Source organism: Arthrobacter castelli DSM 16402 (assembly GCF_000430705.1).
Taxonomy (GTDB): Bacteria; Actinomycetota; Actinomycetes; order Actinomycetales; family Micrococcaceae; genus Arthrobacter_C; species Arthrobacter_C castelli.
Genome location: NZ_AUMN01000002.1, coordinates 324,987 through 345,836 on the forward strand (window position 1 = coordinate 324,987; position 20,850 = coordinate 345,836).

General features: G+C 65.2%; 15 protein-coding genes and 1 tRNA gene. 4 read left to right on the plus strand and 12 right to left on the minus strand.

Going from position 1 to position 20,850, the window contains the following annotated elements; all coding sequences use genetic code 11:
• Nucleotides 1–327: 327 nt before the first annotated feature.
• The 3 genes from H535_RS0104065 to H535_RS0104075 all read right to left on the minus strand — a co-directional run bounded on the left by H535_RS0104065 (nt 328) and on the right by H535_RS0104075 (nt 4,439).
• Nucleotides 328–2,364: an oxidoreductase gene (locus H535_RS0104065; RefSeq protein ID WP_026818540.1), complete on the minus strand. Its 2,037-nt coding sequence runs from the start codon at nt 2,362–2,364 to the stop codon at nt 328–330.
• A gap of 24 nt (nt 2,365–2,388) precedes the next feature.
• A complete protein-coding gene (locus H535_RS23360; protein WP_211236517.1) occupies nt 2,389–3,537 on the minus strand; it encodes a glycine cleavage T C-terminal barrel domain-containing protein in 1,149 nt (382 codons plus the stop codon).
• A 119-nt stretch (nt 3,538–3,656) separates the two neighbouring features.
• Nucleotides 3,657–4,439 carry an IclR family transcriptional regulator gene (locus H535_RS0104075; RefSeq protein ID WP_211236518.1) on the minus strand — a complete coding sequence of 261 codons (783 nt, stop codon included), beginning with the start codon at nt 4,437–4,439 and terminating at the stop codon, nt 3,657–3,659.
• 169 nt (nt 4,440–4,608) lie between these two features.
• Between H535_RS0104075 and H535_RS0104080 the strand changes: the two genes are divergently transcribed.
• The gene (locus H535_RS0104080) at nt 4,609–5,133 is read left to right on the plus strand and encodes a COG4315 family predicted lipoprotein (protein ID WP_026818542.1); all 525 of its coding nucleotides are present in this window, start codon (nt 4,609–4,611) and stop codon (nt 5,131–5,133) included.
• A 90-nt stretch (nt 5,134–5,223) separates the two neighbouring features.
• Here H535_RS0104080 and H535_RS0104085 read toward each other — a convergent pair whose 3' ends face one another.
• The gene (locus tag H535_RS0104085; protein ID WP_026818543.1) at nt 5,224–6,120 is read right to left on the minus strand and encodes an anti-sigma factor family protein; all 897 of its coding nucleotides are present in this window, start codon (nt 6,118–6,120) and stop codon (nt 5,224–5,226) included.
• Nucleotides 6,117–6,620, minus strand: coding sequence for a sigma-70 family RNA polymerase sigma factor (locus tag H535_RS0104090; RefSeq protein WP_026818544.1), 504 nt, complete (start codon nt 6,618–6,620; stop codon nt 6,117–6,119). The genes H535_RS0104085 and H535_RS0104090 overlap by 4 nt, the downstream gene beginning before the upstream one ends.
• Nucleotides 6,621–6,777: 157 nt before the next feature.
• On the opposite strand from H535_RS0104090, the gene H535_RS0104095 reads away from it, so the two are divergent.
• Nucleotides 6,778–7,368, plus strand: coding sequence for a hypothetical protein (locus H535_RS0104095; RefSeq protein ID WP_026818545.1), 591 nt, complete (start codon nt 6,778–6,780; stop codon nt 7,366–7,368).
• Between the two features lie 14 nt (nt 7,369–7,382).
• On the opposite strand, the gene H535_RS23365 is transcribed toward H535_RS0104095, so the two are convergent.
• Both H535_RS23365 and H535_RS0104105 read right to left on the minus strand, forming a co-directional pair.
• Nucleotides 7,383–8,666 (minus strand): hypothetical protein, encoded by a 1,284-nt coding sequence (locus H535_RS23365; protein ID WP_051298476.1) that lies wholly within the window; start codon nt 8,664–8,666, stop codon nt 7,383–7,385.
• Nucleotides 8,663–9,619 carry a hypothetical protein gene (locus tag H535_RS0104105; protein WP_026818546.1) on the minus strand — a complete coding sequence of 319 codons (957 nt, stop codon included), beginning with the start codon at nt 9,617–9,619 and terminating at the stop codon, nt 8,663–8,665. Before H535_RS0104105 ends, H535_RS23365 begins: the two co-directional genes overlap by 4 nt.
• A gap of 419 nt (nt 9,620–10,038) precedes the next feature.
• Here H535_RS0104105 and H535_RS23370 point away from each other — a divergent pair, with 419 nt between their 5' ends.
• Nucleotides 10,039–10,722: a sulfotransferase family protein gene (locus H535_RS23370; protein WP_051298478.1), complete on the plus strand. Its 684-nt coding sequence runs from the start codon at nt 10,039–10,041 to the stop codon at nt 10,720–10,722.
• Nucleotides 10,723–10,857: 135 nt separating this feature from the next.
• On the opposite strand, the gene H535_RS0104115 is transcribed toward H535_RS23370, so the two are convergent.
• Nucleotides 10,858–10,939, minus strand: a tRNA-Leu gene (locus H535_RS0104115).
• 148 nt (nt 10,940–11,087) lie between these two features.
• Between H535_RS0104115 and H535_RS0104120 the strand changes: the two genes are divergently transcribed.
• A complete protein-coding gene (locus H535_RS0104120) occupies nt 11,088–11,681 on the plus strand; it encodes an ANTAR domain-containing response regulator (protein WP_026818547.1) in 594 nt (197 codons plus the stop codon).
• 164 nt (nt 11,682–11,845) lie between these two features.
• On the opposite strand, the gene pyk is transcribed toward H535_RS0104120, so the two are convergent.
• From pyk to lgt, 4 genes are all read right to left on the minus strand, one after another.
• The gene (gene pyk, locus H535_RS0104125) at nt 11,846–13,345 is read right to left on the minus strand and encodes a pyruvate kinase (protein ID WP_026818548.1); all 1,500 of its coding nucleotides are present in this window, start codon (nt 13,343–13,345) and stop codon (nt 11,846–11,848) included.
• A 62-nt stretch (nt 13,346–13,407) separates the two neighbouring features.
• The gene (locus H535_RS0104130; protein ID WP_026818549.1) at nt 13,408–14,862 is read right to left on the minus strand and encodes a glutamate synthase subunit beta; all 1,455 of its coding nucleotides are present in this window, start codon (nt 14,860–14,862) and stop codon (nt 13,408–13,410) included.
• On the minus strand, nt 14,855–19,453 hold the full coding sequence (gltB, locus tag H535_RS0104135; protein ID WP_026818550.1) for a glutamate synthase large subunit: 4,599 nt from the start codon (nt 19,451–19,453) through the stop codon (nt 14,855–14,857). Before gltB ends, H535_RS0104130 begins: the two co-directional genes overlap by 8 nt.
• Nucleotides 19,454–19,696: 243 nt before the next feature.
• On the minus strand, nt 19,697–20,836 hold the full coding sequence (gene lgt, locus H535_RS23375) for a prolipoprotein diacylglyceryl transferase (protein WP_081416428.1): 1,140 nt from the start codon (nt 20,834–20,836) through the stop codon (nt 19,697–19,699).
• Nucleotides 20,837–20,850: the final 14 nt, after the last annotated feature.

The window sequence follows — 20,850 nt, forward strand, 5'->3', positions numbered from 1 at the left end:
GAAGAGCGAAGCGCAGGCAATTCCCTGTTCCAGGTACTGACGTTTCGTTCTCCTCGGCAGACCAACAGGTGGCTGGCCGGAATCACCGACTGAAGCTCATCCGCTTCCCCCGTTACCTCCCTTGCGAAGTCGGAAGGACAGTAACTACCCCTTTGCGAGCGCTGATCCGGCACTTAGTGTCTGACCGGTGGAAGGGTAGTCTCCATTCCGGCACTTTTCGTCCAGTGGGCGACCGATTTACCGGCTTGGACAGGCAAATGACGAGAACGCGCCACCGCTATCGGGCCGGGATCCGACCGGTGTGTTCGTCGGAGCGCTTCGACCCGCTTAAATCGTGATCGCCAATCGCAGTGCATCGAGGATGGCGGCGTGGATATTGCGGCTGGCCACGGCATCACCGATACGGAACAGCTGGAACCTCCCGTCGGGATTCCGGGTCAGGGCCTGCGGGCCTCCCGACAGCAACGCATCGTAATCGACTTCCCCGCCGTTCGACGACTTATCTTTCAGGTCGTGGTACAGGTCGTCATTGGGGACGGTTCCATGGTCGATGACGACGGTTCCGGTTTCCACGGTCGTGGTCGTCCCGCCGTATTCGCTGAACAGTTCCGCCGTCAGCGACGTCGCCGAAGCGCGGCGAACGCTGCGCAACTGTTTCGCCAGCGTCACTGCCACCCCGTACCGGTCGATCACTTCCAGGTAGGCCGGCGAATTCATCGACCCCACTTCGGTTCCGATGGTTCTCTCCGGTGTCACGTAGTGCACCTTGGCGTCGTGGCTGGCCAGATACTCCACGGCGTCCAGGGCGGGGTAGCCGCCGGCGTCGTCGTAGACCAGCGCCTCCCCCGTCGTCAGCGAGCCGGTCATCACATCCCAGGTGTCGTTGACGAGCTCACCGCCGGGCTCGACAATGTCCGTGTCGGGCACGCCCCCGGTGGCCACGACGACGACCTCGGGGCTGATGTCTTCGACGTCGCCGCTCTCGGTCAGCTGGTTGAAGACAAAGTCCGCTCCGAGCCGGATGGCTTCGTCATAGCGCCAGTCGATAATCCCGCGCAGCTCCCGCCGGCGCTCCGACCGTGCCGCGATGGCGACCTGGCCGCCGTAGCTCTCGTTCGCCTCGTGCACGGTCACGGTATGTCCCCGCGCCGCACACACGCGGGCGGCCTCGAGACCCGCCGGGCCGGCTCCCACAATAAGAACTGACAACGGGTGTTCAGCCGTGTCTTCGATTTCGTGGGGCAGGCTCGCCTCACGTCCGACTGCCGGGTTGTGGATACACTTGGTGCTTCCCGAATCGTAGATGGCGTCGAGGCAGTAGCTGGCGCCGACGCACGGGCGGATGCGGTCTTCGTCGCCGGCGGCAATCTTGTTCACCAGGTACGGGTCGGCGATCTGGGCCCGGGTCATGCCGACCAGGTCGACCAACTGCTCGCGCACCGCGTACCGCGCGGTGGGCACGTCGGCGATGCGGGCGGCATGCATCACCGGCATCGCGACCTCGCGTTTCACGGCGGCGCACAGGTCCAGGTACGGCGCCGACGGGGTGCCCATCCCGGGAATAGCCTCGGAGAGGGTCTTGTCGGATCCGATGGTTCCGTGGATGACGCTGACAAAGCTGATGCCGGCGTCGGCATAATGCTTGAGCGCGTCAATCGCCTCGCCGGGGTGGAGACCGTGGGGCAGGTCCTCGTCGAGGCTCATGCGGACCCCGATGGGCGCGTCGTCTCCGACGGCGGCCCGCACCGCCTTCACCACCCGCAGTCCGACGTCGAGCCGGTCAAGCAGCGTGCCGTTATAGTCATCGCCGCGCTGGTTCAGCCAGGGCGAGACGAAACTGTCGATGAAGTGGCCGTAGTGTTCGAGCTCGATTCCGTCCATTCCTCCGGCCATGGCGCGCTCGGCGGCTTCGGCGTACTGGCTGACCACCCGGTCCACATCCCAGCTCTCGGCTTCCTTCGGAAACGCCCGATGCTGCGGTTCGCGCACGCGTGAGGCGGACAGCACCGGCAGCCAGTCGCCCAGGTAGTTGCTCGTCCGGCGTCCCAGGTGGGTCAGCTGGATGGTCAGCGCGGCACCGTTCTCGTGGACGTCGTCGGAGAGCGTCCGAAGCCACGGGACGATCTCGTCGCGGTACATCTCGAGGTTGCCGAACGCGGGCGGCGAGTCACGGCCCACGATGGCCGAGCCGCCGATCATCGTCAGCCCGACGCCGCCGCGCGCCTTCTCCACCTGATAGCGGCGGTAGCGGTCCTTCGGCATGCCATCCTCGGTGAAGGCCGGTTCATGGGATGTGCTCACCACCCGGTTGCGCAGCGTGACGTTGCCCAGCTCAAATGGCTCAAGGAGAGGGTCGAGTGCCATGCGAACCTCCTGGTCCGATGAGAACTAGCCGTGGAAGGGCAAAAACGGTCTCTTGGCGACGGTGGCCGTTTCCGTCCCGTGGGGAGTCTCGATCCCGAACCCGGTTCCGATATCGGCGGATTCGATCGGCACCATCGCGTATCCGATGTTCTTTTCCAGCCGCGGTGAATAGCACGCCGAGCTCACCTGACCGGCCCATGCCCCGTTGCCCACGACCGGGAACACGTCAGGCATCGAACCGTCGATATACGCGCCCAGCGGTTCTCCGCTGATTTCGACGCCGACAACCTTGCGGTCCACGCCTCTGGCCCTGATTTTCTGCAGGGCCGGTTGTCCAATGAACGACGCCGGCTGGTCCACCTCGGCGAGCCAGGGGTAGTCGCCGGCCACCTCGTACGGATTGGTGTCGAGCGACATGTCGGCGTCATAGGAGAGGATCCCGGTCTCGATCCGGCTGATATGCACGGGACCGGTCACCCGCATGCCGTGTGGTTTTCCGGCCTCCAGCACGGTCTCCCAGAGGCGGTCGGCATCGCGCCGTGCATTCTCGAGGTAGATTTCGTAGCCGGGCTCGTTGGTGAAACCGGTGCGGGAGACGACCACGCTCATTGAATCCAAGTCGTGCCGGGTGAGCCGGTAGCGACGCAGGTCCCGGATTGATTCGCCGAACAGGTCGATCATCACTTCCAGCGCGTAGCGTCCCTGGATCTGGACGGGTCCGACGTCGGCCTCGCTGACCTGCACATCGAGACCTGACCAGTGGGCGGAGGCCAGGCACCAGGCCAGCAGGGTCCGTTCGGCCGTGGAAAGCCAGAACCGGTTTTCCTCCAGCCTCAGCAGGATCGGGTCGGACAGGATGCCGCCGTCGGCGGTAGTAATCAAGGCGTACATGCACTGGCCAACCGCGCACTGGTTGAGGTCGCGCAGCGTCAGCATGTTGGTGAAGGTGAAAGCGTCGGGTCCGGTGATCTCGACCTGCCGTTCCGCGCCCACATCCCACAGGGTGACGTCGTTGACCAGGGCCCAGTATTCCTCGAAGGGGTCCCCGTAACGACGAGGATGGTACTGATGATTGCAGACGCTGTAGGCGACAACCCCGTGCCGGCCGGATGCGTAGAAGTAGGGGGACTTCCGTAGACGGGTATAGAGCAGAATTTCTGGTTGCGGGTTCATTGCCATCTCCTATGACCGACCCATATTCTCCGGGAGATCGTTGCGTAGAGTGGGACAATCACGTTCTGCGCAACGATATGACGGCAGTTTAGCCCCGCTGACGCTTCGAGACAATGGGGTCAGTCCAGTGCGTGGTACCCGTTTTTGCGGCTGATCGTACCGGCGGCACGCGCGGTGGCCTCGGCCAGGGCGGGCATAGCGCTCCGGTCCACGCGGAAGCTGGGTCCCGAGACGGTCAGCGCCGCGACGACCGTACCGTCATGACGGAAGATCGGGGCGCCGACGACGTTGAGCCCCACCTCGTGTTCTTCGATTGCCACGGCGTAGCCCCGGTCCCGGACCTCGTCGAGTTCCGCGAGCAGGTCCCGGCGGTCCACGATCGTACGTTCGGTAAACCGCGCCAGCGAGCCGGCCAGTACGCTGTCGCGGACCTCAACGGGGAAGTAGGCCAGGAACAGCTTCCCGGCTGCGGTCGCGTGCAACGGCGTGCGCTGCCCGACCCAGTTGGTGATCACCACCGCCGAGGAGGCCATGACCTGGTCAATGCTGATCACGTCCGGCGCGTCATGGACCGCGAGATTGACAGTTTCACCAACGTCGTCGGCCAACCGTTCGCACACCGGGCGCGCCAGCAGCCGCAAGTCGAAGGCCCGGTTTGCACCATCGGCCAGCTGCGCGGCGCCGGGACCGAGCCGGTAATGCGTCCCGTCCGGATTCTGCTCGACCAGGCCGCGGCGTTCCAACGTGGCCAGCAGCCGCGACACCGTCGACTTATGGATGTCGAGGTCCCGGGCGAGTTCACCGACCCGGCCCTGGCCCCGCTGCCCCAACAGCTGCAACAACGACACCGCACGGTCCACGGACCGCACCGAGGGCGGGCTCTGTTCCGTATGACTATCCACACCTACAACCTACAGCCGCACCGAGCCTGCCCGACGTGTTCGGAAACTCGATGCGGGGCGACGGGACCTTGACCTGCCCGGTGAACCGGCCGGCGTCCGGCGTCGTGGTGGGGGTGTGGACGGCGCGACCGCGCCGATGAAGCCGCGGGATCTGGAATGAGGCGCAATCATGAACAGGAAAGCTGCACTGATATTGGCCACGGGGAGCATCACACTGCTGGGCCTGACGGGCTGCGGAGGAGGTACTGGTCCGAATACCGGATCAGGGGCCGACCAGCAAACCACCAGCCAGGAAACCGCACCTGCCTCGAACGACGTGGCGCTCGGGACCGCTGACACGTCATTGGGCACGATTGTGGTCGACGGGACCGGCATGAGTGTCTATTACTTCGACAAGGACAAGCCCGACTCCGGTAAGAGCACCTGCTATGAGAGTTGTGCCAGCGCATGGCCGCCGGTGGTCGCCGAATCGCAGACGCCGCAGGTGGAGGGGGTCACGGCCGAGGTGGACACCATTACCCGCAAGGACGGGACTCTGCAGGTCACCGTGGACGGGTTGCCGGTGTACACGTTCGCCCAGGATACCGCCGCCGGGGACGTCACGGGCCAGGGTGTCAATGACATTTGGTGGGTGCTGGCTCCCAATGGGGACAAGATCACCGAGATGCCCATGGACTCCGGCGGCGGGTACTGACCACGCGTTGCCGGGCTGGCTGCCGGCGGCGCGGACAGCGATGCCGGGGCGATCCCTCTCCCCGTCCGGGCACGTCTTCCGGGACCGACGTCACTGACCGGCAGTGGCACGGAGCAGGACCTCGCCGCTGCCGGCGGCTCGGATCTCCACACTGCGGATATCCGTTGCCGGCACGGCCGTGGTCGCGGTCGGGCGCACCACGCTGCCCGGCGCGGCCCGCCAGCTGGCCGCCTTCACCGCGGCGCCGTCGTCGTCGACGATCACCATGATGTAACGGTTATCCGTCCCGGAGCCCGATGGTCCCGGCCCGGGCGATGCCGGCCCTCCGGGCCCGTTATAGCGGCCGGTGGCCGGGTATCGGCAGGTTCCCTCGATGCGGGAGCCCCATGGTTTCGAGATCAGCTTGGCCTCGGCACTCAGCGGGCTCGGTGCGACAGAGTGGAAGGCCAAGGTGCTGCCCTCGCTCCCGGTCGGCCCCGCCGTCGGGCTTGCCGTCGACGACGCGGTGGTGCCCGGCGAAGGTCCGGCCTGCGGGCCCGTCTGGTTTCCGCCGGTGACCGCCACGGTGATTGCCGCGGAGGCCGCGCCTGCGACCACGACGGCGGAGGCCGCGGCCAGTAGCCACCGGTTCTGCCGACGTCGTACCCGCGCGCCCAGGGACCTAATGTTCGCAGAGCGTTCGGCACCCGCGGCGGTTCCTTCCGCGTCGAGTCTGGCTGTGACTCCATCCGCGGTGCCTCCGGCCTCGTCGAGTCCGTCCGCTTCGTTGCTTGCGAGTGCGAGCACTTCGTCGTGCGGGACGGCGGCCAGAATGCCGGGCAGTCCTGCCAGGTCAGCGACGGCGGCGCTGCAGCGTGGGCACTCGGCCAGATGCGCCTCGTACGCCGCCCGATCGGCAGGCGTCAAGGAGCCGAGCACATAGGCGGCATCCCATTCCCGGAACGGGTCGGACTGGGACTGGACATGGTCCGGATCACGATCGGTCACCGTGTCACTCCTTTCTCCTGCAGGGACAGCCGCAGTGCCCGCAATCCATAGTGCATTCGCGACTTGACGGTCCCTTCGGGAATATCCAGTCGCTCGGAGATCACGACGGTTGATTCACCGCGGTAGTAGGCGGCCACGATCACCTCCCGATGTTCCCGGCTGAGGGTCGACAAGGCTTCGGCAACCAGCCACGTGTCGAGGACTTCGTCGCTGCGGTCCCGCGTCGACTGGTCCGGCGGCCGGTCCGTGCCGATCTCGTGCCGATGACGGGCGCTGCGCCGGTCATCGACGACCAAATGGCGGGCCACCGTGAACAACCATGCGCGCAGCGCCGGTTCCGGACGCTCCAGCACGGCAGGCCGCTGCCACGCCCGCAGCAGGGTCTCCTGGACGACGTCGTCGGCCAACGCCCTGTCCTGGGTCAGGCGGGTGACAAAGCGCAGCAGTTCCGGGGCATGCTGATCGTAGAGCATGCGCAACGCCTCGGCCTGATCGGGCATCCTCGTCCTCCTCCCCTACTACGGCGCGCAGATCCCCTCGGTTCACCGGCGTCCCGGTCGACCGGTGTCGAACACCCTTCGCCGGTGAACCTATTAGACGCCCATTGCGTATCAACGGCCAGAGGACCAGTCGCCCAACACGCGAAGGAGCACACCCATGCTGTACGAGATCAACGGGCTGCCGGCCCATATCCTGCTGCTGCATGTGACCGTGATCCTGGTTCCCGTGGCGGCACTGTGCACGGTGTTGAGCCTGGTGTGGCCGACGGCGCGCCGCCGGCTCGGGGTGGTGACGCCGTTGCTGGCGGTGCTGGCCGCCGCAGTGGTGCCGGCCACCCAGCTGGCAGGCGAATGGCTGGCACTGCGGGTGGTGCACACCCCGGTGCTCGAGGAGCATATCGCCCGCGGACGGAACCTGGAATGGTGGGTCGCTGCGGTGGCCCTGTTGGCCGTCGGTCAGTGGCTCTGGTTCCGGTATCGGCCGCAACCTCGGGAAGCAACCGACATGTACCGCCCGGACAGCCGCGTGACCCGGTCGACGGGAACCGGGTCCGGTGGGACTCGGCTCGCCACGAAGCGCCGCGGCGCCGTCGGAGGGTCCACCGGCAGGGCGCTCATGCTGGTGACGGTGCTGGTGACCGTGGCAGTAGCAGCCGGGACGGTCACCCAGGTGGTGCTCATCGGTGAGGCCGGTTCGCGGGCCGTCTGGACCGGCAATTACAGCCAGGATCCCGTGGACCTTCCGTAAGGGTGGCCACGTTCTTACATATCCCCGCCGACGGTATGCGCAGGGTCTTGAGCAACAAGCAGGTCTATGATGGCGGCTGCCTCGGGCAGGGTCCATGTGGCGGCTTCATCCTCAAGGAGTTGCTTCCAGGGCGGGGCCCCGGCAGCCGCTCGAGCTACGGCGTCGGAGCGCACTGTCAACGACAGAATCCCGATCCGCAACAACGCCGGGATATTGAGGTGCCGTGCCGCCACAAGCGATTCGCCAGCCGCGGCTGCGGCTGCGGTCTTCGACAAGCTGACTGCCCCGGCAACGGCATGAGATGCCAGCAGCATCTCAGTGCGCTTAGCAGCGGCAGCCGTCGCAAGACGTGGAGTACCCGTCTTGCAATACGCGGACAAATGCGTATGAGTCCGAATGATCACCTCGGTGGTGACCATTCCGAGGCCAGGCGAGAGGAGCCCCGAGCGAAGGTTCAGGCCGTCTCCCGCATTTGTGCCAGCATAAGCATCGTGTGCGAATTTCCGCAGCTCGCGGTCCGGCATTTCGTAGAGAAGAGTCCAGCCAGGCAACGGCAGACTCATCGGAGTGACGAAGTCTGCGGCCCAGTGCTTCAGCAACAACGCCAGCGCCAGGTGTGCCTCGGGTGCGTTCGCGAACGGCATCCCGGAACGAGTCGTTGCCACTTGTTCGACGACCCGTTGCCCATCCTCCCACCTGGTCCCTTCGAAGGTTCCAGTACGCACTTGATTGAGGGCGTTGAAGAACCGGCCGATGTCGTGGCCTGCGGAACGAGCTCTGTGAGCGGGTCCGCCGAATTTCGGGCCCGTGTAATCGATGGAAAGCCGGGCAGCGTCCCTTTCCCACTGGCTCAGCAGGTTGCTTTTCTTCAACCAAGACAGGCCTTCGAGGACTGCGGTGTCGATCTGCGTGTCGTACAGGGTCGCGAGAGCTCCGAGAAGGCCGGCAACGCCGACGACTATGAGGTCGCTGCGTTCCCAAGCAATCCTCTGGGCGTTCCGCCACTCATCAAGGTGCTTCAACGCAACCGGGTCGAGAATATCGGCTATCTCGGCCTCGCCCCACGCCTGGACCCTGCGACGCTCCTGGTTGTATGTCGTGAGCTCGCCGTACGTGAGGCGCTTCGGGGCGGAGGCCATGCGCTGTGCCGTCGACCGGTCCATCGGCTGATCCGATAGGGCCGCCGTAGCGGTCGCTTCAATGTCGTCGAGGTCGCGCATCAGGGCGTCGAGATTCCCGACAAGGTCAGCATCGATCGGCGAACGCCAGTCCGCGCGATCACCATTGTCAGTGCTCATGCCGCCTCCTCAAGGTCAGTGGCCAGAGCAGTAACTCCCTCAGCGAGTCTCGAAACGGTCTTCTTCTTTCCTTCGACGTCGTCGAGTTCGGCAAGCAGCGCCTGGAGCTCCCCATCGTCGGAACCGGCAACACGTTCCCGCAGGCGACTCGCGACCGCTCGAAAGCGGCCGGCGCGGTCTTCAGCTTCCAGGCGACGTGTCTGCTCCGCGTCCACCTCTTCCTTCTTAGCTTCAAGCTGCACACGAAGGTCCTCAATACGTTCGGCAAGAGCTGCAACTGTGCCGCCGAGGTTCGCGACTCGTTCCCGAAGGCTGACGATGACCGCTTTAGCTGCTTCCTCGTTGCCATCGACGTCTCGAAGGACGAGCTGGGTGACCACGTGAAGTCGAATCGCGTCAGCCGCGACACGGACGGCAGTGAAGCCGGTCGTCTTACCGCCCAGCGTCGCCGCGCCGGCGCCGACTGCGCCGCCGAAACTGGTGATGAGAGCAGCGCCACCAGCCATCCCGAAACCACCTGCTGCAAGGGATCCGCCACCAATCGCGGCCATGCCGGCCGAGGTGGCGACCGCACCCGTGTAACCAAGCACAAGCGTTCCGTATGCTCCCGCAATTGCCGGTGCCGCAAGGCCACCAGTCAGTGCCCCGAGGCCAAGTCCGGCGCCTGCCAAGAGCGCGATCTTCTTCCACGAACCCGACTTCGATAGGGTCTTGATCGCGTCCTTGTATGCAGTTTCTACCGCGTCGAGGTCTTCGGGATGCAGTTGATCCATCGCGTGATGAGCCTCGGAGAGGCAATCGGCGCGGACGCCCTTGTCCCACTTACCCTCGACCCACGGCTCAAAGCCGTACAGGTCGATGATGAGGAGGAGGGCCCGCGAGCGTTTCGCTTCGACGGGAGGTGCTTGCCCTTCGAGGCGGCAATGTCGCGCTGCATCATCCGGTACTGCCATGCGGTGAGGATGAAATCCTCATCTGCTGACAGCTCGAGCTTTTTCTGCATCTGCGCAGCATCCATATTGCTGAGGATAGCGTGTACCTCTGACAAGGACGAGTCCGTTCAGGGAACCTCCTGCCATAGCGACAACAGAAGAGGTGGATGGCCACCTTGCCGGCGCCGGTCGTGCCCAGCCACTCCAGCAGCGGCGCACTGGTTTCGCACGGCTGATCGGGACCGAAAGTGGTCAGTCCCCATGCGGTCACGTTGACCAAAGGCGTCGGACTCTCCTTGGACGGGGCAGAGGGCACTGAACCCGTAGACTAATCTGACCACAACATTCGTAGCCAGTTTCTGCAGTCAATAGACGCATCAGCCGCTGCTCGTGGACGGGTATGCCACGAGTGCGCCGCAAGGACAGAGAAAGGAAATTCATTGCTAAAAGTCATCGGAGCCGGGCTGCCGCGCACGGGAACCAGTTCACTCAAGGCCGCGTTGGAGCGCCTCGGGTTCGACCCCTGCTACCACATGTTCGAACTGATGCAGAACCCGCAGCACATCGAACGGTGGAAGTCCGTGATGACAGGTGACTCCCCCGATTGGGATCGTGTCTTCGCCGGCTACCGGGCGGCCGTGGACTTCCCGGCCTCAATCTACTGGCAGGAACTCTCCCGGGCCTACCCGGACGCAAAGATCATCCTCACCGTCCGCGACCCCAAACGTTGGCATGCCAGCGTGCGCAACGCATTCCCCGATCCATCCGAGATGGACTTAGACCGCATACCCGAACCGCTGCAGGGCTTCTCCGACCTCATGCCGCTGATGTCGAGAGCTGCGCAGGAACGGCTGGGCCTTGCCCTACCGCATGGCAACTCGATGACCGACGAAGAGGCCGTACAGGCATTCAATGCTCACACCGACCGGGTCCGCGCGACCGCGCCGAGCGACCGCCTCCTGATGTTCTCAGCCAGAGACGGCTGGGGTCCTCTGTGCGATTTCCTCGGCGTCGAGGCCCCGGTCGACGAGCCGTTCCCCCACCTCAACGACACCGAGACGATGCAGCGCATGTTCACCACAATGGAGGAATCGAACACAGTCACCAGCCCCTTCGGCACCTGACGCGACAGGAACATCTTCACCCGACCAGTGCCAGCGAAGGCGCTGACGATGGCGAGGGCCATTTCCGACGGCGTGGTGTAGCGAATGTGGCGATTCATCAGGGCAGTATACGTCGCTGACCAGAGGGAAACACGGTGCCCGAAGTGGGACTTGAACCCACACATCTCTCGATACTGCATTTTGAGTGCAGCGCGTCTGCCTATTCCGCCATTCGGGCCGGAACAGTGGATCATCACTCAATTGAGGTAATCTTCACTGTCTCCGAGTACGCCAAACTACTCTACATCCCGATAGGCTGTTTGTGTGAACCGACGGCCGCCGACGGCCCGATTCTTGTGTAATGACTGTAGTCAAGGGAGCCTGTAGTGCCTGAGCCAACCGAGTCCGCCCCATCGCGCCGCATCATCGTTGCCGAAGATGAGACCTTAATCCGCCTGGACATCGTCGAAATTCTCCGCGGCGAGGGCTACGACGTCATCGCCGAAGCGGACAACGGCGAGCGGGCTGTCGAACTGGCCACCGAGCTTCAGCCCGACTTGGTCCTGATGGACGTGAAGATGCCGGTGATGGACGGAATTACCGCCGCCGAGAAGATTGTCATGGCCAGGATCGCCCCGGTGGTGCTGTTGACCGCGTTCAGCCAGAAGGAACTGGTGGAACGCGCCCGGGACGCCGGCGCCATGGCGTACGTCGTCAAGCCCTTCACTCCCTCGGATCTGATGCCCGCCATGGAAGTGGCGCTCTCGCGTCACGACGAGATCAAGGCGCTGGAGTCCGAGGTGACGGACCTCAAGGAGCAGTTCGAGACCCGGAAGCTCGTGGAGCGTGCCAAGAGCCTGCTGATCAACAATATGGGACTCACCGAGCCGGAGGCCTTCCGCTGGATCCAGAAGACGTCGATGGACCGCCGCCTGAGCATGCGCGAAGTCGCCGAGACGATCATCAACCAGGTGACGTAGTCCCGCCATTGGTGCGTGCCGGGAGTAAAAGCCCCGCCTCCAGGTACAAAGGACCGGATTTCGGCGCAACTTACTCCCCGGCCGGACGAGGCCGGTCCCGGCGGCGGCATACCGTCGCCGGGACCGGCCCGCGTCGACCTGTGAGGACTGCCTGTCCCCTGCCCCTAGCGCTGCTTCTGCGCCTCGGGCCAGGGACCGACCTTTTCCTTGACGCTTTGCCGCTCTGCCCCCTCGGGCAGCATGCCGGCGTCGGCCACGTCCCCCACCTTGTGGACCTTCAGGGAGTTCGTGGATCCGGCCTGTCCCGGAGGTGAACCGGCGGCAATCACCACCAGGTCGTCCCGGTCGACCAGCCCCTTGGTGAACAGGATCTGGTCCACCTGTGCGGTCATGGCATCGGTGTGGCTGACAAAGTCGACCAGCAGCGGCTGGATGCCCCACGTCAACGACAGCTGGGACCGGACCTGGTCCACCGGCGTGAAGGCGAACACCGGTTTCAAGGGACGCAGCCGCGACAGCCGGCGGGCGGAATCGCCGGACTGGGTGAAAGTGCAGATGTACTTTGCGTCCAGCTGATTGGCGATTTCCACCGAAGCGCGGGTGATGGCGCCGCCGCGCGTTCGGGGCTCGCTGCCCAGCGGAGGAATCCGTTCCAGCCCCTCCACCTCGGTGGCCCCGATGATCCGCGCCATCGTTTCGACCGTTTCAATGGGGTATTCACCTACGCTGGTTTCGCCGGACAGCATCACCGCGTCGGCGCCGTCCAGCACGGCGTTGGCGCAGTCGGAGGCCTCGGCCCGGGTGGGCCGCGGGCTGTCGACCATTGACTCCAGCACCTGGGTGGCGACGATCACCGGTTTGGCCCAGCGGCGCGCCATTTCAATCGCGCGCTTCTGCACCAGCGGAACTTCCTCGAGCGGCAGTTCGACGCCGAGGTCTCCACGGGCCACCATGATGGCGTCGAAGGCGTCGATGATGTCTTCGAGATGATCCACCGCCTGCGGCTTCTCGATTTTGGCAATCACCGGTGTCCGGCGGCCTTCCTCGTCCATGATTTCGTGCACCCGGTCGATATCCTCCGCGTTCCGCACGAAGGAGAGTGCCACCAGGTCCACGCCGCGACGGACGGCCCACCGCAGGTCGTCCTCGTCCTTGTCGCTCAGCGCAGGCACGTTGACGGCGACACCGGGAAGGTTGATCCCCTTGTTGTTGGAGACCGTTCCTGCCACCTCCACCTCGGTCAATACCCTCGGGCCGTCGACGGAGACCACCCTCAGGGCAACCTTGCCGTCGTCGATCAGCACCGGATCCCCCGGGCTGACATCGCCGGGCAGGCCCTCATGCGTCGTCGAGCAGATGTCGGCGGTGCCTTCGACGTCTTCGGTGGTGATGGTGAAGCGGTCGCCTGTTTCGAGCGCATGCGGACCATCGGCGAAACGCCCCAGCCGGATCTTCGGGCCCTGCAGGTCCGCCATGATTCCCACGGCCTTGCCCAGGTGTTCGGAGGCCTTGCGCACGTTCGAATATGTGCCGTCATGGACGGTGTGGTCACCATGGCTCATATTCATCCGTGCCACGTCGACGCCGGCTTCGAGCACCGCGAGGGTGTTCTCGTAGCTGGAAATCGCCGGGCCGAAAGTTGCAACAATCTTCGCTCGTCTCATGCACCTAGCCTATTAGTCGTCTTTTTCGCTGTTTGTCTGCTGTGTGTCTACTGTCGTCTACATTACAGCGCCGTGATGGATCGGTCGGTGGGCGCGACCGGCGCAGGCAGGCGCGTGGCGCCTGTCAGGTACTTGTCGACGGCGGCGGCACACGCCCGGCCCTCGGCGATGGCCCAGACAATCAGCGATTGCCCCCTGCCCGCATCTCCGGCGGCGAAGACCCCGTCAGTGGCCGTCATGTAATAGCCGTCGCGTTCCACGTTCCCCTTGTCATCGAATCGGGCCGACACCGTGTGAAGGCCGTCATGCTCGGGGCCGGTGAAACCGAGGGACAGCAATACCAAGTCCGCCGGGATATCCCGTTCGGTGCCGGGTTGGGGCACGCGCTTGCCATCGACGAAGTCTGTCTCTGCCACCCTAATGCCTGTGAGCACTCCGTCTTCGCCGAGGAACTCCACCGTGGAGGCCAGGAACGTCCGTTCGCCGCCTTCTTCATGGGCAGAGGCCATTTCGAACAGCGTCGGGACGGTCGGCCACGGCTGGTGAGGCGCCCGCTCGGTGGGTGGCTGCTGTCCGATCGCCAGCGTGGTCACCGAGGCCGCCTGCTGCCGGTGGGCGGTGCCGATGCAATCCGCCCCGGTGTCGCCGCCGCCGAGGATGACGACGTGCTTGTCCCTGGCATCAATCTGCCCGGGCACCTCGTCTCCTGCCGTGGCCCGGTTGGATTGCACCAGGTAATCCATGGCGAAATGGACCCCGTCCAGGTCCCGTCCGGGAATCGGCAGGTCGCGCGGGACAGTGGCCCCGGTGGCTATCACGACGGCGTCATAGCGGCGCCGCAGCTGGTCCCAGGTGATGTCGGTGCCGATAGTGACGCCGGCGCGGAACCGCGTGCCTTCGGCGCGCATTTGCCGCAGCCTGCGGTCCAAGTGCTCTTTCTCCATCTTGAAATCGGGAATGCCATAGCGCAGCAGCCCCCCGATCCGGTCGTCCCGTTCGTAGACGGCCACCGTGTGGCCGGTGCGGGTCAGCTGCTGGGCGGCAGCCAGCCCGGCCGGACCTGAACCGACGACGGCGACCGTCTGGCCGGTCAGCCGCGGCGGCTCGTACGTGTCCACCCATCCGTTTTCGAAGGCGTCATCGATAATTGACACCTCGATCTGCTTAATCGTCACTGCAGGCTGGTTGATGCCCAGCACACAGGACGATTCGCAGGGCGCGGGGCAGAGCCGGCCGGTGAATTCGGGGAAGTTATTGGTGGCGTGCAGCCGTTCAATCGCCTCCTCGCCCTTGCCCCGGCGCATCAGGTCGTTCCATTCCGGGATCAGGTTCCCCAACGGGCAGCCCTGGTGGCAGAAGGGAATGCCGCAGTCCATGCAGCGTCCCGCCTGGCGCTTCAGGGTATCGCGATCCTGGGCTTCCTGGACTTCCTTCCAGTCCATAATGCGCACGGGCACCGGGCGCTTGGGTTGTGTTTCGCGCTCGGTGACTTTCATAAAGCCGCGTGGATCAGCCACTGGTTACCTCCAGGATCCGGTTCCACACTTCATCGCCGTCGGGGTCCAGCCCTTCTTCGATGGCATCGGCGCGGGTCTGCAGCACGGCAGCGAAATTGCGCGGCATCACCTTGGTGATCCGGCCGATGGTGGATGCAAAGTCGTTCAGCAAATGGTGTCCCAGCCGGGACCGGGTTTCGGCCACATGTTCGCTCAATAGCCGGTGGATGATGTCCTGGTCTTCGGCGTCCGGTTCCAGCAGCAGTAGATCGCCTGCCTCATGGGCCTGCTTGTTCAACCGGCTGGGTTCAAAGTCCAGCACGAAAGCAGTACCGCCTGACATCCCGGCCCCGAAGTTCCTCCCGGTGCCGCCGAGGATCAGGGCCTGGCCCCCGGTCATGTATTCGCAACCGTGGTCGCCGATCCCCTCTGCGACAGCCGTCGCCCCGGAGTTGCGGACCAGGAAGCGCTCCCCGACCTGTCCGGCCAGGAACATATCCCCGCTGGTGGCTCCGTAGCCGATCACGTTGCCGGCGATGACGTTCCGCTCGGTGTCGAACGCGTTGGCTTTGTCCGGCCTCACCACGATCCGCCCGCCGGAGAGTCCCTTGCCCGCGTAATCGTTCGAGTCCCCCCACAGCCGCAGGGTGATGCCCGCCGGCAGGAAAGCGCCCAGCGACTGGCCCGCCTGCCCCGTCAGGGTGACGTCAATGGTGCCGGCGGCCAGCTCGGAGGTGCCGTAGCGTTTGGTCACCTCATGGCCGAGCATGGTGCCCACGGAACGGTCCGTGTTGAGCACGTCGACGGCGATCTTCACCGGCTTCCGGTCGGTCAGGGCTTCGGCGCTGAGGGTGATCAGCTGCTGGTCGAAGTGCTTGTCGAGATTATGATCCTGGGGCAGCATATTGCGGCGGGGAGCGCCGTCGTCGAACATCATGGGCCGCAGGATGGGATCCAGGTCCAGCCCGTCGGCCTTCCAATGGTCCACCGCCTCACGCGTGTCAAGGCACTCGACGTGCCCGATGGCCTCCTCGAGGCTGCGGAACCCGAGTTCGGCGAGAATCTCACGCACTTCCTCGGCGAGGAACTCGAAGAAGTTGACCACGAACTCCGGTTTGCCGCCGAAACGCTCCCGCAGCAGCGGATTCTGGGTCGCGACCCCCACCGGGCAGGTGTCCAGGTGGCAGACCCGCATCATGACGCAGCCGGAGACCACCAGGGGCGCGGTGGCGAAGCCGAATTCCTCACCGCCCAGCAAGGCGGCGATGACGACGTCGCGGCCGGTCTTGAGCTGGCCGTCGGCCTGGACCACCACACGGTCGCGGAGGCCGTTGAGCATCAGCGTCTGCTGGGTTTCGGCCAGGCCGAGTTCCCACGGCGCTCCCGCATGCTTGAGCGAATTCAGCGGGCTGGCCCCGGTCCCGCCGTCGTGCCCGGAGACGAGGACGACGTCGGCCTTGGCCTTGGTCACGCCGGCCGCCACGGTGCCAATGCCGACTTCCGAGACCAGCTTGACGTGCACCCGGGCGGACGGGTTGGAGCGCTTGAGGTCGTAAATCAGCTGCGCCAGGTCCTCAATGGAGTAAATGTCGTGGTGCGGCGGCGGCGAAATCAGCCCGACACCCGGCGTGGAATGCCGGGTGCTGGCCACCCACGGGTACATCTTCTGCGCGCTGAGCTGGCCGCCCTCACCGGGTTTGGCACCCTGGGCCATCTTGATCTGCAGGTCGTCGGCGTTGGTCAAGTAGAGGCTTGTCACGCCGAACCGGCCCGAGGCCACCTGCTTGATGGCAGAGCGGCGTTCGGGGTCCAGCAGCCGCTCCACGTCCTCGCCGCCTTCACCGGTGTTGGACTTCGCGCCCAGCCGGTTCATCGCGACGGCGAGTGTTTCATGGGCTTCGCGGGAGATCGAGCCGTAGCTCATCGCACCGGTGGAGAACCGCTTGACGATGCTGGAGACCGGCTCCACCTCCTGCAACGGCACCGGCTCACGGTCCCCCGCGTCGAACTGCAGCAGCCCGCGCAGGGTCATCAGCTCCCTTGACTGGTCGTCGACACCTCGCGTGTAGGCCTTGAAGATGTCGTACCGGCGCTCGCGGGTGGCGTGCTGCAGCCGGAACACCGTCTCGGGGTTGAACAGGTGGGGCGGTCCCTCGCGGCGCCACTGGTATTCGCCGCCGTTCTCCAGTGGCCGGTGGGCCTGTTCCACCTCGTCGTCAGGGTAGGCGGCGCCGTGCCGGGCCGCGGCTTCCGCGGCGATGACGTCGAGCCCCACCCCGCCGAGCTGGGAAACGGTGCCGGAGAAGAACTCGTCGACCAGGTCCTGGGACAAGCCGAGTGCTTCAAAGGTCTGGGCGCCGCAGTAGGAAGCGACAGTGGAGATCCCCATCTTGGACATGATCTTCTGCACGCCCTTGCCCAGGCCCTTGATCAGGTTGTTGACCGCCTCGGCCTCGGTGACGCCTTCGACGTCACCGTTGCGAACCAGTTCTTCGCAGCTTTCCATCGCCAGGTACGGATTGACCGCCGAAGCGCCATAGCCGATCAGCGCGGCGACGTGATGGACCTCGCGCACATCGCCTGCCTCCACCACCAGCGAGGTCTTCGTCCGGTTGGCGCTGCGCAACAGGTGATGGTGCACCGCCGAGAGCAGCAGCAGCGACGGGATCGGCGCCCACTGCGCATTGGAATCCCGGTCCGAGATCACCACGTGCTGCACGCCGCGGTTCATTGCGGCCGCAACCTTCTCGCAGATCTCGGCCAGCCGGGCGCGCAGCGAGGCCACGCCGCCGTCGGGCCGGTACAGCCCACGCACCCGCATGGCGGCGCGGCCGCCGTCGTCCGTTTCCAGATTGGCAATCTTGGCCAGCTCGTCATTATTGATGACCGGAAATGTCAGCTCGACCTGTTTGACCTGGACCTGCTCCTGGTTCAGCAGGTTTCCATCGGGACCGACGGACGTATGCATCGAGGTGACCAACTCTTCGCGGATGGAATCCAGCGGCGGATTCGTCACCTGGGCAAAGGATTGCACGAAGTAGTCGAACAGCAGCCGGGGCCGGCCCGACAGCACGGCAATGGGCGTGTCCGATCCCATGGCGCCGAGCGGCTCAGCGCCGGTGGCGGCCATCGGCCCGAGCAGGACCCGCAGCTCCTCCTCGGTGTAACCGAAGGTGCGCTGGCGCCGGCTGATGGAGGCGGGAGTATGGGTCACGTGTTCACGGTCGGGCAGGTCCTGCAGCGAGACCATGTTGTCCTTGAGCCATTCGGCCCACGGGTTGGCCGCAGCCACCTCCGCCTTGACCTCGGAGTCGTCGACAATGCGGCCGGCGGCTGTATCGACCAGGAACATCTTGCCCGGAGAGACCCGTCCCTTCTTCACCACCTTGGCGGGGTCGATGTTGAGTACCCCCACTTCGGAGGCGAAGACCACCAGGCCGTCTTCGGTTACCCAGTACCGTCCCGGGCGCAGACCGTTGCGGTCCAGCGTCGCGCCCACCAGATCCCCGTCGGTGAAGGAGACGGCGGCGGGCCCGTCCCACGGTTCCATCAGCATTGAATGGTATTGGTAGAAAGCCCGGCGGGCGGGGTCCATCGTCGTATGGTTCTCCCACGCCTCGGGGATCATCATCATGATGGCGTGGGTGATCGGCCGCCCGGAGAGCATCAGCAGCTCGGCGACTTCGTCGAACGATGTCGAGTCGGAGGCGCCGGGGGTGCAGATCGGGTACAGCTCTTCGGGAACGTCGCCCAGCAGCGGGTTGGCCAATTGGGACTGCCGGGCCCGCATCCAATTCCGGTTTCCCTTGACCGTATTGATTTCGCCGTTGTGGGCAATGCTGCGGAACGGCTGCGCCAGCGGCCACGACGGGAAGGTATTGGTCGAAAACCGCGAGTGCACTATGCCGAGCCTGGTCTTGAACCTCGGATCGGACAGGTCGGGATAGAACGGCTCCAGCTGGGCCGTGGTCAGCATTCCCTTGTACACGATGGTCTTCGATGACAGCGACGGAAAATAGATACCGTGCTTGTTCTGGGCACGCTTGCGCACCCGGAAGGCTTTGGCATCGAGCTCATCACCCGCAGCGTCGCCGGCTCGCATAGCCCCGTCGGCCGGTGCCAGGAACACTTGGGAGAAGAACGGCATGCCGGCCCGTGCCATGGCGCCCACCAGGTCGGCGGTGACGGGCACGTCCCGCCAGCCGAGTACGGCGAGATTTTCGTCTGCGGCCAGCGCTTCGAAGCCCTCGACCGCAGCATGCCGTTCGTCGCGCGCTGTGGGCAGGAAGGCCGTGCCCACCACGTAGCCGCCGGCGCGCGGAAGGTCGAAGCCGGTGACCGCCCGGAAGAATTCGTCCGGTACCTGTGTCAGCAGTCCTGCGCCGTCGCCGGTGCCTTCGTCCGCGCCTACGGCGCCGCGGTGCTCCAGGTTCCGCAATGCCGCCAGTGCGGATTCGACGATGTCGTGCCCCGGTTCGCCGCGTAACGTGGCGATGATCGCCAGCCCGCACGCGTCCTTTTCATGCTGGGGCGAATACAACCCCGTGGCGGCGGGCAGTGTGGAAAACCGTTCGAATGGATTCGTCGCGCCGGTTGTGCTCGCTGTCGTCATAGCTTGTCCTTCCCCCTGAACTGATCGGTGGAGGGGACAACGTTGGCCCCACGCATGCCCGCCGGCGGCGGGCACGTGGAATGGATAAATTCTACGGCACGGTCAGGGCGTGGAGCGCCCCCGGTCGGTATCCGTTATGCACCCGGCTGACGGGGAATCAACGCCCCGCCGCCGGTCGGAGCACAAGCCGTGCCGGGCGCCACGTCAACGTGGCTGACGATGCTGCCTGTTGTTGCGGCAGATCTATGAATCGCGCTCGGTAGGGTGGTCGAGCGTGGAGGAGGTGTCCTCACTTCGGGTATCAGAGACAGTAGCATGTCCGGTGCCTTCCGCCCCACCCGGCGTTTCAGCATTGTTATGGTTTTTTTCAGCTCCGGCGTCGTCGGGCGCCTCTTCCGCAGTGGTCTCCCCGGACTTGCCGGACGCCTCCCCAGCGGGGCTCTCCGCGGTCTCCGAGCTGTCGTCAGGCGTATCGGCGGCCACCGGGCGGTTCTCGTCGTCGGGGCCCGGATCCTCGTCGGCCGGTTCCCGCCCGGGCAGGTAGACGGTGCGCGGTTCGCCGGTGTTGCGCCATTTCAGGCCGAGGCCAATGAAGAAGCCCACAGCGACGAGGAACACCAGGATGCTGGTCCACACGTTGAGCCGCAGGCCGAAGATGATTTCGGCATCATCAATGCGCAACATTTCAATCCAGACCCGGCCCAGCGTGTAATACGCCGCATACAGCCAGAACAGCCGGCCGTGGCGGAATTTGAAGTGCCGATCCAAGAACAGCAGCAGGGCCACGCCGGCCAGGTTCCACAGCGACTCATAGAGGAAGGTGGGGTGGAACAAGGTGTCCGCCGGCAGCCCCGGCGGGAGGGCCGGATTGCCGGAGTCGATTTCCAGGCCCCAGGGCAGCGTCGTCGGGCCGCCATAGAGCTCCTGGTTGAACCAGTTGCCCCACCGGCCGATGGCTTGGGCCAGTAGCAGGCCGGGGGCTGCCGCGTCGATAAAGGCGCTCAGCTTGACGCCCGAACGGTGGCAGCCGATCCAGGCACCGACGGCGCCCAGCAGTACTGCGCCCCAGATGCCGAGTCCGCCCAGCCAGATCTGCGGGATCAGCCACAGATTGCCCTCGGGACCGAAGTAGGCGTCCGGGGAGGAAAAGACGTGGTACAGCCGGCCGCCGATAATGCCGAAAGGCACCGCCCAGATAGCGATATCCCAAATGGCGTCTTCAGGGCCGCCGCGGCGCTTCCAGCGCACCGATGTCAGCCACAGCGCCGCGGCGATGCCGGCGAGGATGCACAGGGCATAGGCATGTATGGTCAGCGGTCCGATGTCGAAGGAGTTCCAGTCCGGACTCGGAATGCTTGCAGGGGCATGAACGGCAGTGTGCATATTTCGCTTCCTGT